At 33.0% G+C, this 13,743-nt stretch carries 13 protein-coding genes; 1 reads left to right on the top strand and 12 read right to left on the bottom strand.

The window, feature by feature from the left end; all coding sequences use genetic code 11:
• Window positions 1-71 precede the first annotated feature (71 nt).
• The 7 genes from ACODR7_RS11880 to ACODR7_RS11850 all read right to left on the bottom strand — a co-directional run bounded on the left by ACODR7_RS11880 (window position 72) and on the right by ACODR7_RS11850 (window position 7,457).
• Window positions 72-1,010: a proline dehydrogenase family protein gene (locus ACODR7_RS11880; RefSeq protein ID WP_488839201.1), complete on the bottom strand. Its 939-nt coding sequence runs from the start codon at window positions 1,008-1,010 to the stop codon at window positions 72-74.
• 29 nt (window positions 1,011-1,039) lie between these two features.
• A complete protein-coding gene (locus tag ACODR7_RS11875) occupies window positions 1,040-2,362 on the bottom strand; it encodes a DUF58 domain-containing protein (RefSeq protein ID WP_488839199.1) in 1,323 nt (440 codons plus the stop codon).
• Between the two features lie 67 nt (window positions 2,363-2,429).
• On the bottom strand, window positions 2,430-3,461 hold the full coding sequence (locus ACODR7_RS11870) for an AAA family ATPase (protein WP_488839197.1): 1,032 nt from the start codon (window positions 3,459-3,461) through the stop codon (window positions 2,430-2,432).
• A gap of 113 nt (window positions 3,462-3,574) precedes the next feature.
• Window positions 3,575-4,732, bottom strand: a complete 1,158-nt coding sequence (locus ACODR7_RS11865; RefSeq protein WP_488839195.1) for a hypothetical protein — start codon at window positions 4,730-4,732, stop codon at window positions 3,575-3,577.
• Window positions 4,733-4,743: 11 nt separating this feature from the next.
• Complete coding sequence (locus tag ACODR7_RS11860) at window positions 4,744-5,535, bottom strand: DUF4129 domain-containing protein (protein WP_488839193.1); 792 nt, start codon at window positions 5,533-5,535, stop codon at window positions 4,744-4,746.
• The gene (locus tag ACODR7_RS11855) at window positions 5,528-6,490 is read right to left on the bottom strand and encodes a DUF4013 domain-containing protein (RefSeq protein ID WP_488839191.1); all 963 of its coding nucleotides are present in this window, start codon (window positions 6,488-6,490) and stop codon (window positions 5,528-5,530) included. Before ACODR7_RS11855 ends, ACODR7_RS11860 begins: the two co-directional genes overlap by 8 nt.
• Entirely contained in the window at window positions 6,474-7,457 is a 984-nt protein-coding gene (locus ACODR7_RS11850; protein ID WP_488839190.1) for a stage II sporulation protein M, read from the bottom strand. The genes ACODR7_RS11855 and ACODR7_RS11850 overlap by 17 nt, the downstream gene beginning before the upstream one ends.
• Window positions 7,458-7,485: 28 nt before the next feature.
• On the opposite strand from ACODR7_RS11850, the gene ACODR7_RS11845 reads away from it, so the two are divergent.
• Window positions 7,486-8,235, top strand: coding sequence for an RDD family protein (locus tag ACODR7_RS11845; RefSeq protein WP_488839188.1), 750 nt, complete (start codon window positions 7,486-7,488; stop codon window positions 8,233-8,235).
• A 7-nt stretch (window positions 8,236-8,242) separates the two neighbouring features.
• On the opposite strand, the gene ACODR7_RS11840 is transcribed toward ACODR7_RS11845, so the two are convergent.
• The 5 genes from ACODR7_RS11840 to ACODR7_RS11820 form a co-directional block, all read right to left on the bottom strand.
• Complete coding sequence (locus ACODR7_RS11840) at window positions 8,243-9,073, bottom strand: glycoside hydrolase family protein (protein WP_488839186.1); 831 nt, start codon at window positions 9,071-9,073, stop codon at window positions 8,243-8,245.
• On the bottom strand, window positions 9,070-10,389 hold the full coding sequence (locus ACODR7_RS11835) for a hypothetical protein (protein ID WP_488839184.1): 1,320 nt from the start codon (window positions 10,387-10,389) through the stop codon (window positions 9,070-9,072). The genes ACODR7_RS11840 and ACODR7_RS11835 overlap by 4 nt, the downstream gene beginning before the upstream one ends.
• A 113-nt stretch (window positions 10,390-10,502) precedes the next feature.
• Entirely contained in the window at window positions 10,503-11,327 is an 825-nt protein-coding gene (locus ACODR7_RS11830; protein WP_488839182.1) for a GLPGLI family protein, read from the bottom strand.
• A 179-nt stretch (window positions 11,328-11,506) separates the two neighbouring features.
• Complete coding sequence (locus tag ACODR7_RS11825; RefSeq protein ID WP_488839234.1) at window positions 11,507-12,331, bottom strand: GLPGLI family protein; 825 nt, start codon at window positions 12,329-12,331, stop codon at window positions 11,507-11,509.
• Between the two features lie 199 nt (window positions 12,332-12,530).
• Window positions 12,531-13,577, bottom strand: coding sequence for a peroxiredoxin family protein (locus tag ACODR7_RS11820; protein WP_488839180.1), 1,047 nt, complete (start codon window positions 13,575-13,577; stop codon window positions 12,531-12,533).
• Between the last annotated feature and the right edge of the window lie 166 nt (window positions 13,578-13,743).

The raw sequence follows: 13,743 nt of genomic DNA, 5'->3' as shown, positions 1-13,743 counted from the left end.
CGGGTTTATATTTCAGATTTCTTTTTATATTCTTATTCAAATATAAAAAACTTTATGGAGTAAACCTCAGGCTAAGACATGATATCAACCATAGCCTGAAAAAGATTATCCGGATTTTCTGCAATGCGGTTACACATGTACAGATACCATTCATCACCATACACAATATACTGCCTGCACGGGTAACCTTCTTTATAGATTTCGTTCAACAGGTCTTCCTGTATTCCCAGTAACATTTCAAATTCATACATAGATTTTGGAATGTCATATTGGTCAATAAGCTCTTTAACTCTATTTTGAACGATATAATGATGGGTAGCAACAGAACATTTTCTGTTTTTAAGGAAAAGAGTTTCAATATATTTAATATATAAATCGTCTAAATGTTTTCCTCTCTCTACAGCATGTCCCGGAGGAACAGCAAAAGCACCTTTTACAATTCTTATTTTTCCTTGTGTTTCATTCAATATCCGTTCAAGGTCTTTTGGAGTACGGTTTAAATATGCCTGAAGGGTAATTCCAACATTTGGAAAATCAGGCGATATTTTACAAAAGGTATTAATAATATCATCAGTTCTATCAATACCCTCTGCGCTAATCACTATTTCAATATCTTTTTTGTAAGCTGATTCTGCTAATGACATTAAATTATTATAAGCAAGATCCTTATCAATAGCAAGACCTATATGTGATAAATCCAAAGAAATAATAGAATTGATATTCTCTTCTTTCACTTTATTAATCAAATCAAAAAAATGTTGAGTTACTGATTCTGATTCTTCCACGGAACGGGTACTTTCTCCCATAAACTCTAGTGAAGTTGGAAGTCCTTTATCATTAATTCTTTTAGCAGTAGCAATAGCTTCTTCCATTTTTTCGCCTCCTATATATCTTTTAGCTGCTTTCAGTAAGAGTTTAAAGAGCTCAGGATTGTTAAGAATATATTCTTTTGCACCTTCATTTAAGGCAGCTATTTTCAACAGCGCACCTGCCTTTTCTTTTAGTTCCATTTTATTTTTTGATTTGTATTTAAAATATTTTATAAAATTCCTCTCGCTTTTATCTCCAGATATTTATTGATAACATCGATATTCAAATTTTCAGGAAGGGTATATACGGTATAAATTCCGTATTTACGAAGTTCCTGGATGATCAGTTTCTTTTCAAATTCAAATTTTTCAGCAATAATTTCATCATAAATTTCCTGCATATTTTCAGGATTTTTGTTGATCAACGTCTGCAGTTCTGAATTTTTGAAGAATACCACTACCAGTAAGTGGTTTTTAGCAATTCCTCGAAGATATTTCAGCTGCCGGTTCAGCCCATCCAGGGTTTCAAAATTGGTAAAAAGCAGAATCAAGCTTCTTTGATTGATGGAATATTTTACGTCCTGATACAAACGGTTGAAATCACTCTCGAAGAAATCTGTTTTGATATTATAAAGAGCTTCAGAGATTTTCTTCAACTGTCCGGATTTGTTATCGGCAGCAATTTTATTCTCCGCTTTTTTAGAAAACGTCATCATTCCGGCCCGGTCTCCTTTTCTTAAAATAATATGCGATAATGCCATCGTTGCATTGATGGAATAATCCAGTAAGCTTAATCCGTTGAAAGGCATTTTCATGGTTCTTCCTTTATCAATCAGCATAAAAATACGCTGTGATTTTTCATCCTGAAACTGGTTAACCATTAAACGATTCGTTTTGGAAGTGGCTTTCCAGTTGATCGTTCTGATATCATCTCCTGGTACATATTCTTTGATCTGCTCAAATTCCATGGTATGTCCCAGTTTTCTCACTCTCTTGATTCCGCCTAACAAAAATTCACTCTGAATGGCCATCAGCTCATATTTTCTGAGATGAATAAAAGATGGATAAGAAGGAAGCATGGCATCTTTCTGGAAAATAAATCTTCTGGAGACGAATCCCAATGGTGAAGATGCATACACATTCAAACCTCCGAAATGATATTCTCCTCTTTCCTTAGGTTCTAATGAATATTGAAAAAATGTATTGGCTCCGGACGCAATCTGTTTCTCAATCAAGAAATCTCTTTTCTGAAACTGAAACGGAATTTCATCAATAATTTTAGTGGTTATGGTAAAGCTGTAATTATTTTTAATATCAATTTTCACAAAATTCTCATCTCCGTTAGAAAGCTTTTCCGGCAGAATTCTTTGAACCTGTAAGGCATTTTTTTGATTAAAAATCAACAAAAAATCTACCATTGCGGCCAGAAAGCATAGCAGGAGTACGATATGGGCAGTCCACATCAGTACCGGAAAGAAAAATGCAAGGACATACAGAATCCCCACTCCGATGAGTGCAAAAAAGAAACGTGTATTGATGTATAAGTTTTTCATGGGTTGGGTTGCAGGTTGCAGATGAAAGGTTTTAGGAATTATAATCCAAACTCTTCTCTCTACTAACTTATCTCGGTATTTCTATTCCTTCTAAAATCTGGCGGATAATTTCATCTGCGGTAAGACCTTCCATCTCTCTTTCCGGAGATACGATTACTCTGTGCCTTAAAACAGCGTAGCTTGCTTCTTTAATATCTTCAGGAGTTACGAAATCTCTTCCTCGTAATGCCGCAAATGCCTTTGATGCCGTAAGAAGTGCTAATGAAGCTCTTGGGGAAGCTCCCAGATATAAGAATTGGTTTTCTCTTGTGTTGATGATAATTTTCGCAATATATTCCATCAGCTGGCTTTCCACTATGATTTCTTTTGCCAGATGCTGATAGTTTTTCAATTGTTCAGCTGTAATAACGCGGTTGATCCCTTCTGTTTTATCCTCTTTTTTGCTTTCGTGCTGATTTTTAATGATTGCAATTTCCTGTTCAAGATTAGGATATCCTACATTGATTTTGAATAGAAAACGGTCCAGCTGCGCTTCCGGTAGTCTATACGTTCCTTCATGTTCAATCGGGTTTTGAGTAGCGATCACCAGGAAAGGCTCTTCCAGAATATAACGCGTTCCGTCCATTGTGATCTGTCTTTCTTCCATTACTTCAAATAATGCAGACTGTGTTTTGGCAGGCGATCTGTTGATCTCATCAATCAGGATAAAGTTGGAGAAGATAGGTCCTTTTTTAAATTCAAATTCTGAGTTTTTCACATTGAATACGGATGTTCCCAGAATATCGGAGGGCATAAGATCCGGTGTAAACTGAATTCTGCTAAACCCTACATCAATGGTTTTGGCTAATAATTTTGCAGTGATTGTTTTCGCGACTCCCGGAACTCCTTCAATAAGAACGTGGCCGTTGGAAAGTAACGCGGCCAAAAGATGTTCAATCATCTTCTCCTGTCCTACGATCACTTTTCCGATCTCAGATTTTACTTTCTCCAGGCTTGCACGAAGTTCGATCATATCGATTCTCGACTGAAATTGTTCTTCCTGTTTATTAAGGTTGATAGCGCTTTGGTTTTCTATATTGGGGTTATCAAAGTTTTCCATAATAATTTTAATTTGCTAGTTTAACAATGACTATCTACAATTATATGTATTCTAACGAACAGACATTTTAGCATTGAAAAACTGTTATATGGTTAGGTTATTCTATTGTTATATTATTTAAGTATTTCATCAAGGAGCTTATTGATCCTTGTAAGATCTTCTTTCATTACGCTGGCGTAAGGGTCCTGGGCTTTTTTGATAAGTGCCATAGCTTCATTAATCATTTCCATGGTTTTCCCGGTTTTCAAATGTAATTTTTTTGCAAATTCTTCATCTAAATGCTGGGTATCTATCAACAGATCCATTCTCACTTTGTTCAGAAAGTACTGAGCTTTCTTGGCCATCATATCATGGAAATCGCCTTCCTGAAGATACAGATTTCCAATGCTTTTCACAAAATCAAGGGAAGTATTTCTCAATGGTTCTATTACAGGGACTATTCTCTGTTTTCTTTTTGCATTAAAGAAGATAAAAAGAATCAAGCCTCCTAAAAATGTCCACCAAGCATATTTTAAAGCCGGATTTGACAATATAAATCTCATGAAAAACCGTGATTCAGAGCTTTTGTTTGAGACAAACCATAGGGTTTCCCTATCCTGAAGATATGAAAACACGTCCTGAGCGTATTTTATATTTCCGGGTTTCAGAAGATAATAATTCGTCAGAAAAAGTGGTTCCGCATGAGCATAGATGTATCCCTTACCAAACTTTACTTTGATAAAGTTTGCCTGATCTGTATTCTTTCTCTCTACTGTTTTTCCCAGTACTTCCACTCTGGGTTTAATGAATGAGAACCCTCTACCCGATGGGAATTTGTCCAGCTTAATGAAATCATTCTGAAATTTTTTATCGGTAAGTTTCAATACATTTTCTTCTTCAAAAGAGATCTCAGAATCGTAATATCCGATACTGTCTGAAATTTCTTTAGGCATACGGGTCACCATCAGAAATGCGTCTGAGCCTTCAGATACCTGAGTCAGAATTTTATTCCAGGACTCTTTGTCAATATTATTTTCAATCACTACAATATTGTGAGGAGACTTTTTATGCTGGCTGTAGTATTCGTAGGGTATCTGCTCAATCTTTTTCATATTATTTTTAAAAAGATCTTTAGCTTCATTATTAAAAACAAACAATCCAAAGGGAGACTTTTCGTTGATATCAAAATTCTTCCGCCAGTCTGTTGTTTCTTTTTTGTTAACTTCAAGCAATGCCAGAACAATCATCACAATGACGAAAATTACAGCATATGTTTTGAAAGTTTTATTCATGGTTATTATTGTTATGGTTTAAATGCCAGATACTGATTTTTAAATTTCCGATAGTTCTCTTCATCAATATTGAACTCTCCGTACCAGACATAATCAAAAATATAAGACAGGTTAGAAAAAGCATTCTTCAGATGAGCAGCTTTTAACTCTGCAGTATAATCTTTATTGGTTTTTTCCGGATTCCAGTTGATCAGTTTTTTATCACTCAGCTTTTTAAGAATAAACAGGAACTGATAACGGACTGCAGAACGGTAATCCCCTGCAAGTTCAAATTTCGCGATACTTTCAGGAAAATTAATTTCATGGATATTCTCATGAAGTTCCTGCACATTAAGATCCAGCTTTTTATTCTTTTTACCAAAAATAAACTTCCCGTCTTTTCCCATGATGTATCTGACGATGAAATAAAGCAGAAACCCAACAAGAATAATCGCAAAGAGACGAATAAGAACAGTCGTAAGTTCCGCCGACTTAGTGAGTGCTGTATCTCCAAAGATTCCCTGTATGATCTGATTGATCTTCCGCATCAGTTTTTGAAAGAAAGATTCTCTCGGCTTTGAAACGGAGTAATCAAACTCATTGCCTTTATATCTTGACGGAATGTTTTCTTTAAATGTTTTGGGATACACCTCATTCTCCGATACCGGATATTGCATCAGTACAGAATCTGCACGCAGCATATTCCTGTAATGTCCGGTTGTATATAATGAATCTGCCAGATCATCAGAAACCGGAGCATCATCCTGAGCCTGAACCAGCCCAAGAGAGAAAAAAAGCAGTATGAAAAAAAGAATTTTATTCATTGATTCCAATCGTGTCTATTTCTGCCAATTCTACTTTCTGGTGAAGATCTGTTCTGCTGTCATAATACATTAATCCCGCATTCACATACATCAGGTTGGATAGAAAAAATGAAAGTAACATGGAAACTCCATAGAATACAAAAAAAATGATTCCGGCAGTTCCGGTAAAAGGATTCTGTTCAAAATTTCCGTCCGGTGTAGAGGTAAGAAGTGATCCGTAAAAAAACATCATCGGAATGAATGTGAATATAGATGTTGTCATGTAAATGATAATAAACATTACAAAGGCAGATCCCCAATATTTCCAGTAAGGTGATTTTTCACTTCCATTCGGGTAAGAAAACTGAGAACGCAAAGCATAGCTCAAGCTTCCCCAGAACCCTCGGTCCGAATTAAAATAATCATACATCAGAAATGTAGTAAAATTGAATATCGTGGGGTAGAGAAGCAGGATCAGAAACAATCCGATAATAATAAAAATCAGGATATAAGAAAAACCTACCACGAATAAAATTGCCGGAGTAACAATAAAGATCATTCCCAGGCACAGCTTTACAATTCTACCAGCGTTGTTTTTAAAGTCGCCAAGAATTTCATCCGCTTTTATCTTTTCTGCTCCCTGAGCAATTCTTTTTAAATAAAAAACAGGATACAGATAATTGACAATCATCAGAATCATAAAAAGCAGGAAAGTCAGTAATCCTACTGTAATCAGCATTCCGGAATTTTCTGCAAAATACTGTTCAAAATAATAGGTTTCTCCTCCAAGATTAGATCCGAATATCTGCGAAAACAGTTCTTTATACCCGAAAATTACAACGGTTACCATTAAGATCAAAAGCAAGCCGTTAATCAGAATATAGTTTTTAAAATAATTCTTCCCGTATAATTTGAAAAAATTGAAACTATCACTGATAAAAGTTCCAAAATCTCTTTTTTTATAAAATTGTATCATTGATGTGTTTATTAGTTTTTTTGTAAACAACAGACGGATACACAAAATAGTAGTATCCAATAATTGCCAGTGAGCCAAAAATAATGATAAGGTTCAATAGTAAAGGCATGTTCAGTGCGTGTCTGGTGACATATCCTTCTATAATCCCTGCACAAATAGTGAAAGGAACCGTACTCAAAAATATTTTAAATGAATCTTTAAATCCTTTTTTAAAAGAATTGAATCTTGAAAACGTTCTCGGAAATAAGATAGAAGCTCCCAGAATCAATCCACACATTGCTTCCACCACCATGGCAAAAATTTCAAAGACTCCATGAAGCCATATTCCTCTTGCACTCTCTTTCAATGCACCATAATCATAGAAAAAATATTGAAAAGCCCCCAGCATCACACTGTTGGAAAGCAAAGCGAATAATGTTCCCACTCCTCCGGCAATACCGTAAATGTACAACTTCGCTCCTACCTGAATATTATTAAAAATAATCCCGATTGTGCTTCCCCAGGTACTTCCGCTCTGATAAACCCCTACAGCGTTATTGTTTTTAATGTTTTCAACGGTTTCATTAACATACCCTTCACCCAGGATAATATTCACAAAGCTTTTATCATAAACAGCAGAAAGTACTCCTATTGAGGTAAATAAAATGAAAAAGAGAAACGCATACATCAGATATCTCCGGTACTGATACATCAGCAGCGGAACTTCCGTTTTGAAAAAGTATACCAGCCTGTTCTCCTCTACCCTTTTTGTTTTATAAATTTTCTGAAAAATCTGGGCCGATAAATGGTTCAGATAAACGGTAGTATTGCTTTTGGGATAATAAGTCTGGGCAAAAGAAAGATCGTTGATCAGGTTTATATACAGTGAAGACAGGTCATCAGGATTTTTTTTTATTTTCCCTTGAATAACCTGTTCGATTCCCAACCATTTTTCTTTATTTTGTTTAATAAAATAAACTTCTCTCATAATTATTAAGGCTAAAATAATAAAAAATATGTCTCAAATTGCGATAAATACCTCACAAAATGTAAATATTAATTTTAATATTGCTGGTGTAGGAGAAAGGATGCTTGCCTTCATTATTGATCTTCTGATAAGGATTGCCTACGTGGTAATTGTCCTGTATCTGTTCTTCAATATTTTTGATTTGGGATATCTTTTAGAGGGGCTTGACAGCTGGTCAGTACAGGCTGTATATCTTGTCCTTACCTTTCCTGTTTATATTTATCCCCTTGTATTGGAAAGCTTGATGGAAGGTCAGACTCCTGGTAAAAAACTCATGAAAATAAAAGTTGTGAAGATTGACGGTTACCAGGCAAGCTTCGCCGATTATATGATCCGGTGGGTTTTCAGGATTGTAGATGTTTCATTTGCCGGAGTAGTAGGACTTATTTCTATGATTGTTTCTAAAAACAACCAGCGTTTAGGCGACATAGCTTCCGGAACAGCTGTTATTTCTCTAAAAAACAACATCAATATTTCTCATACAATCCTGGAGAATATCCATGAAAATTATGTTCCTTCTTTCCCTCAGGTGATTGCTTTGAGTGATAACGACATGAGAATCATCAAAGATAATTATACCAAAGCTCTGAAAGTAGACGACCGCCAGATCATCAGTAAACTGTCTGAAAAAATTAAAAGCATTCTGAAGCTTGAAATAGATCCCACTAAAATGACGGAAAGGCAGTTTATTAATGTTATTATCAAAGATTATAACTATTATACGGGGAAAGATAATTAGCAGGTATTCAACAATGAATCTTTAAATTAGTGAGTATGAAGAATAATTTTTTACTTTGTAATAAAGAATAATCAAATTTTCTCTTAGAATATATTTTGTACATAAAATGCTGCAGGAATAATTCCCCTGCTTTTTTGCCTATACAAAGGAGTCTTTGCTCGAGAATTTCATATTTTTTTTGTTCTGCAGACAAAAGAAGGTACAGCAATCCTTCTATATATATTTCTTTTTCAAAGTCATTGGATGTTATGATTTTTGCTTCATAAAAAAGAATAAAATGAATATGAAATTCAATTAACCGGTCATTTACATTTTTAAAGCTTAAATATTCAGTACTATATCCCAGTTTCAGTAAGATTTTACAGCAAATGTTAAATTCATAAAAAGTGATATGGATACCACCAATACAATTTTCAATATAACTTATGAGATAATTGAAGAGTAAATTTAAACATTCCAAATGAGCAAATTTTCTGTAATAATTTTCTCCTATATTGTTATTCCTATATCTGATCAAAAAATAGTTGACTAAACCTAATATCTGATCAATACTTGGTTCGTCTTGTCCAAGGTCAGCAAGTGTCATTTTGTAAATCTGATCATCCACATCTTCTAAAATTTCATCACTGTTAATATGTAAGTATTTTTCCTGATGCAAAAAAGCGATTAGCCAGCCGAATCCTGTAATCCCATTTTCAAAACTATAATCTTCACAAGAAAATATATTTTCAGCAATGAAGTCCAGCACCGCCTGTCCTTTTTTATGACAAGCTTTATCTTTACTTAAAAATAGCCGGAGAGCTTCTCCTGACAAGCCATTGAGTAAACCAACATTCATTGTAAAAGATAAATTTCCTTAGTAATTGTAAGAGGAGTTGTATTATAACTTTCTTTAACTTTTATAATCCAGCCTGTATCATGTAAGGAAAATTTCCCCTTATTTAGTTCTAAAATCATAATATCCAGAACTCTTTTAAAGGCTTCTGTAAAGAGTTCGTCTACCATATAAACCTTAGTAAATTGTATTTCTGTATAGCTTTCATCTTTTAAAAGAATATCTATCTCTTTTACTAAACTTTCAGGAATTATTATAGAATTGAAGATTTCAATGATATTCTGATTTTCTCTGGTGAAAAAATACTTATCAAAATATTTCTTTCCAACATCTTCCATAAAATAAAATGCAAAATTCTTTAATTCTAATCTTTGACTATCAAGCTCTTCTCTCCTTTGTTTTATAAGTTGTACAATGGGAAAACTACAGTTTGTATCAGGAATAAAATGTAAGTTTTCATCATACCATGGAGCATAATGTACATAATCTCTCTTATAAAAAAATTGTTTTTTATCTTCATGGTCACCTGCATAATGAAGAATTGGATTGATCTCCCAATATTCAATAGGATATGTGGGCCATGAAAAATTCATTTCTTCATGTATCCGGACTACTTTATTAAAAAACCATAAATTCCATAGTACAGCCCACATATCTGCATACCATGCATGGATCTCTTTTGGCAGATAATCTGGAAGATCTATTTTTTTCTGCTTTTCTTTTGCATTATACTCAGTTAGTAAATTAAAAATATTTTCAGAATCTTCCTCTACCTTATCCCAAAATTCAGAGGATATATCGTGTAAAACATATTGAGCCCCGCCCACATGATCATCATTTCTAAAGACTGCCTCTGCCGTAATTCCTACCAACTCAGCCATTTTATACAGAAGATCAGTATCAGCTCTTGAGGTGATATATTGGCAGTTCAGGTAAGAACGTGTATCGGAAACATAATTCATAGCATTATTTGTATCAATAGCTGGAATCCTGCTTAACAAAATATCAGAATCATGATAAAAAATATAATGATTTTCCAGAAATGGAAATTGTTTCCAATGCTTTTTCAGCAAATGAGGTCTTATGGAAGAAAGGTATTTCTTCCTTTTCCTCGTATCCGAATAAAGAAAAAAAAGAGCAAAATCCTTATTATTATGAATGAACACCTTAAAATCAGACTTCAATCCTACTATTGGATGGTAACCAATCACAATATGAATTTTTTCTTTTAAAATTCCTAAGGAACGAAAGTTTCTCAGTTGTATTTCCAGCTGCCATATAAAGTAAGTGTCATCTGGTTGCGCCGAAAGGAATATCATTTTTTGTGTATTTAACGACCATCTAACTCCATCGGATTATATTAAGTTCCAACTGTTACTGTTTGTTCAAAATAAAATCTGATTGAATTATCCTATCTATAACTGAAAGAAAATTATTGTAATAAGTCAAGCTCTATAATATTATTGTCCTTTAAAATCATCCTCTTGCGCTCAGATTCTAAATTTTTAATTATTTGTGAAGGAGTAACTATATTTCCGGATCTGTCAGTATAACTCACCATTTTTCCTTCATTAAATAACTGTTTTAAATCTTTTACAGGATCTTGTCTGTATTCTTTAAATAACTTCACATATTTTTTTTGATTAATTTCTATTTCTTTTTTCGATTGATCAATATTAGGATAAACCGTATTGTTAGATAATGACCTCATGCCCTTCAATACAAAATAATGGCTTTTCGTCTCATCTTCAATTTTCAATATTAAACCAGGTAATCCATGAAATTTATAAGGTCCATCTTGAATTGGGATTTCTGTGGTAAACCAAGCTATCCATTTTCTTCCCGCAAAATCCAGGCTGGCCTTTTGGACATTAAAACCGCTAATTTTATCCTTCTCTTTATGTATTTTCCAATTTTGCTGCCTTTCGTCTAAAACTTTATATTTTTCTATATAGAACTTTGTAGAAAGAAAAGTTTTATAATCAGGGTAATTTTTGCATACACGCTCATTAATTTTTCCTTCAGCAGGCATAGTCATTTTTCCCAGTTTTGCATCAGCAATCATAGTTGAATCATTCACATAAGCACTACTGCTATAATACACAGACCCTTTTGCCCCAATATCCAGATACATGGTTTCAGATTTTATTTCTGAGTGCTTTGTAGAATCGGAAACAAACTGATAGTCATATATAAATCTCTTATTTTGAGCATTAATATTTATAATGATAAGGAGAAAAAACAGAATATTTTTCATTTATTTGAAATGTATAAAGGAAAGGGGAAAATCAGGTCATTTACCTATTTATCAAATTAACATGGAACTGGTCAAGCTCCGTCAACACATGCTGGTATAGAATTATTTACGCATGTGCTACACTATTGTCTGATTTCTCATTACAATTTTGTATTACTAGAAATTTCATCTGCAACCATTTATCTTATCCAATTTATTTCAATTATATTATTATCATGAAGAATTTTTTCTTCCCTTAGCTTTTCAACCATTATAATATGCTCATGCCTTTTTTCATCAGATTCATAATAAATCATCCCATTCATTGCTTTTTGTTTAAATTCTCTCGCAGGATCTTTTCGGTATGCCCTGTAGAAAGCTATGAATTTGTCTTTGCTAAGTCTTTTTATATTTTTATTACCTTGTATATTATCTTCATACAGTGAATTTTGAGTATTTTTTTTTACCCCTTCTAATTGAAAATTGTGGTATTTTTGAGACTCCTCTATTTTTATGATTAAGCCAGGCAACCCCTGAAATTTATAGGGTCCATCGTTAAATGGAAAATAGTTGGTAAACCAAGCATACCAAAACCTTCCTCCAAAAGCTACAGTGGCTTTTTGACAAGTATATCCATTAATAAGTTGCTTATCGGTAAGGATTTTCCAGTCCAATTTGATATTCTCATCAACAAGAAATTTTAAGTTTGTCGAAAGATCGTCAATAACCATAGTTGTTTTTGAATCTGCGTAATTTTTTTTGATTATATAGTATGTGCTGATAGTTTTATCAGGCATTGTAATCACTCCTTTTTTAGCATCAGCTTTCATTATTGAATCTGAAATAAATCTTTTTCCATTATAGAAAATGGATTTTTTATTGGGTAGCACATCTAAAAACATAACTTCTTTAATGATACTATCTTTCTGAAGAGTATCAGGAACTGATCTATATTCGTACATAAAACGAATATATTGTGCTTTTATAGATGGACATACATAAAACATGATCAGAATAAAGAAAATTTGTTTTTTTTCATTAAAAACCAGGTTATAAGATTACATAAAAAGCCACCATTATAAGTATTCCAACGAAAATATATTAGAGAAAATTTTATCATAAAATATTCATCGTAAGACTGTTTAGCATAAAACAAAGTCTAATGTAAATAGGAAGGAATACTTAGTATTAGCTATCTAAATAAAATGGAAGCCGAAGGTAAAATTATTTCAGATTCATTTCTAAAAACTTTTCCAGTTCTTCAGAAGAGATATTTTTTTTAATAATGTATCCATTGGAGTCTAAAATAAATGTAGTGGGAAATGTAGTTATACTAATTTTTTTTGACTCAATCCCATTCTCATCTAATAATTGCGGCCAATTCATTTCTTCTTCCCTGATAACTTTTTTCCACTTTTCTATGTCCTTAGTCCTGTCTGTGGAAACACTAAGTATTTCGAAGCCTTTATCTTTATATTTTGAATATATTTTTTTATAAACAGGAATTTCTTCTAAACATGGTTCGCAATATGAAAACCAAAACTCCACAAGGGTATAACTTTTTCCTAAAGAAGATAATATTGCTTTGTTTTGAAATTTTAAATCAGGAAATCTAGAATTTTCAGACAAACTAAGAGAATTTAGCAAATCATTATAAAACATTTTTCCGTACTCTGAATTTCTGATTTTAGAAGATAGATTCTTAAACGATTTCATATAAGCTTCCCTGAAACCTTTAATTTGAAAATGCTGTACTAACGTCCAAAAAAGCATATAGCTAGTAGAATTCTCTTTAGAATAATTCACTAACAACGACTCAAATTTCAAATTGTCCTCTTCTTTATTATAAAAAATATTCAATAATTTTGAAAAAGCAGCATTAAATTTATATTGATCATCAAGTAAAACTGAACTTTTATCCCTTAAAGGCAACACCGGAATAAACATCTCTATACTATCTAGCTTGAATCTCAATTTTTCTTTAGAAACAGTAAACAAAGCAGATGGCTTAAAACTTTGGTCGCTATTACCACAAATAAAAGAATAAGGTAACGGAAATTTATTGTTAACTTTTAAATTCAGTTTACCCTGAAGAGGATATTTTCCTTTATTTTCTACTAAAGTAGTATATCCCTTGTAATACTTCTTGTCAACAACAGCTCCTATAGAAATGTCATTACATTTCTTTTTCAATTCATACAAGACAGTTGTATTTTGAGAAAATACGACTGTTGAAAAAAATAATAAAATGTATTTTAACATTTTTTTCATACTAGTACATTAGCAACACACTAAGCCTTGTTGAGCAGTACCTACCCTAGCAAGTCCTTGTCCGGGGCATTTAATCCAATTAAGAACACAATCCTTTCCTGGGGATGTCGGAGTATTACCTCCAAAAACGTTTTTCAATTCTGTTCTGGATAATGGTTTTGCATCA

The sequence above is a fragment of the Chryseobacterium sp. FG46 genome, assembly GCF_057809135.1.
The sequence above is the reverse complement of the archived record's forward strand: the minus strand, read 5'-3'. Positions and strand labels throughout refer to the sequence as shown.

Excerpts from the sequence above, each read along its gene's own strand:
- ACODR7_RS11835 (WP_488839184.1), bottom strand. The coding sequence starts at position 10,389 with ATGATATTCCTTTCGGCGCAACCAGATGACACTTACTTTATATGGCAG.
- ACODR7_RS11855 (WP_488839191.1), bottom strand. The coding sequence starts at position 6,490 with ATGATACAATTTTATAAAAAAAGAGATTTTGGAACTTTTATCAGTGAT.
- ACODR7_RS11820 (WP_488839180.1), bottom strand. The coding sequence starts at position 13,577 with ATGAAAAAAATGTTAAAATACATTTTATTATTTTTTTCAACAGTCGTA.
- ACODR7_RS11850 (WP_488839190.1), bottom strand. The coding sequence starts at position 7,457 with ATGAGAGAAGTTTATTTTATTAAACAAAATAAAGAAAAATGGTTGGGA.
- ACODR7_RS11845 (WP_488839188.1), top strand. The coding sequence starts at position 7,486 with ATGTCTCAAATTGCGATAAATACCTCACAAAATGTAAATATTAATTTT.
- ACODR7_RS11860 (WP_488839193.1), bottom strand. The coding sequence starts at position 5,535 with ATGAATAAAATTCTTTTTTTCATACTGCTTTTTTTCTCTCTTGGGCTG.
- ACODR7_RS11875 (WP_488839199.1), bottom strand. The coding sequence starts at position 2,362 with ATGAAAAACTTATACATCAATACACGTTTCTTTTTTGCACTCATCGGA.
- ACODR7_RS11870 (WP_488839197.1), bottom strand. The coding sequence starts at position 3,461 with ATGGAAAACTTTGATAACCCCAATATAGAAAACCAAAGCGCTATCAAC.
- ACODR7_RS11840 (WP_488839186.1), bottom strand. The coding sequence starts at position 9,073 with ATGAATGTTGGTTTACTCAATGGCTTGTCAGGAGAAGCTCTCCGGCTA.
- ACODR7_RS11830 (WP_488839182.1), bottom strand. The coding sequence starts at position 11,327 with ATGAAAAATATTCTGTTTTTTCTCCTTATCATTATAAATATTAATGCT.
- ACODR7_RS11880 (WP_488839201.1), bottom strand. The coding sequence starts at position 1,010 with ATGGAACTAAAAGAAAAGGCAGGTGCGCTGTTGAAAATAGCTGCCTTA.
- ACODR7_RS11865 (WP_488839195.1), bottom strand. The coding sequence starts at position 4,732 with ATGAATAAAACTTTCAAAACATATGCTGTAATTTTCGTCATTGTGATG.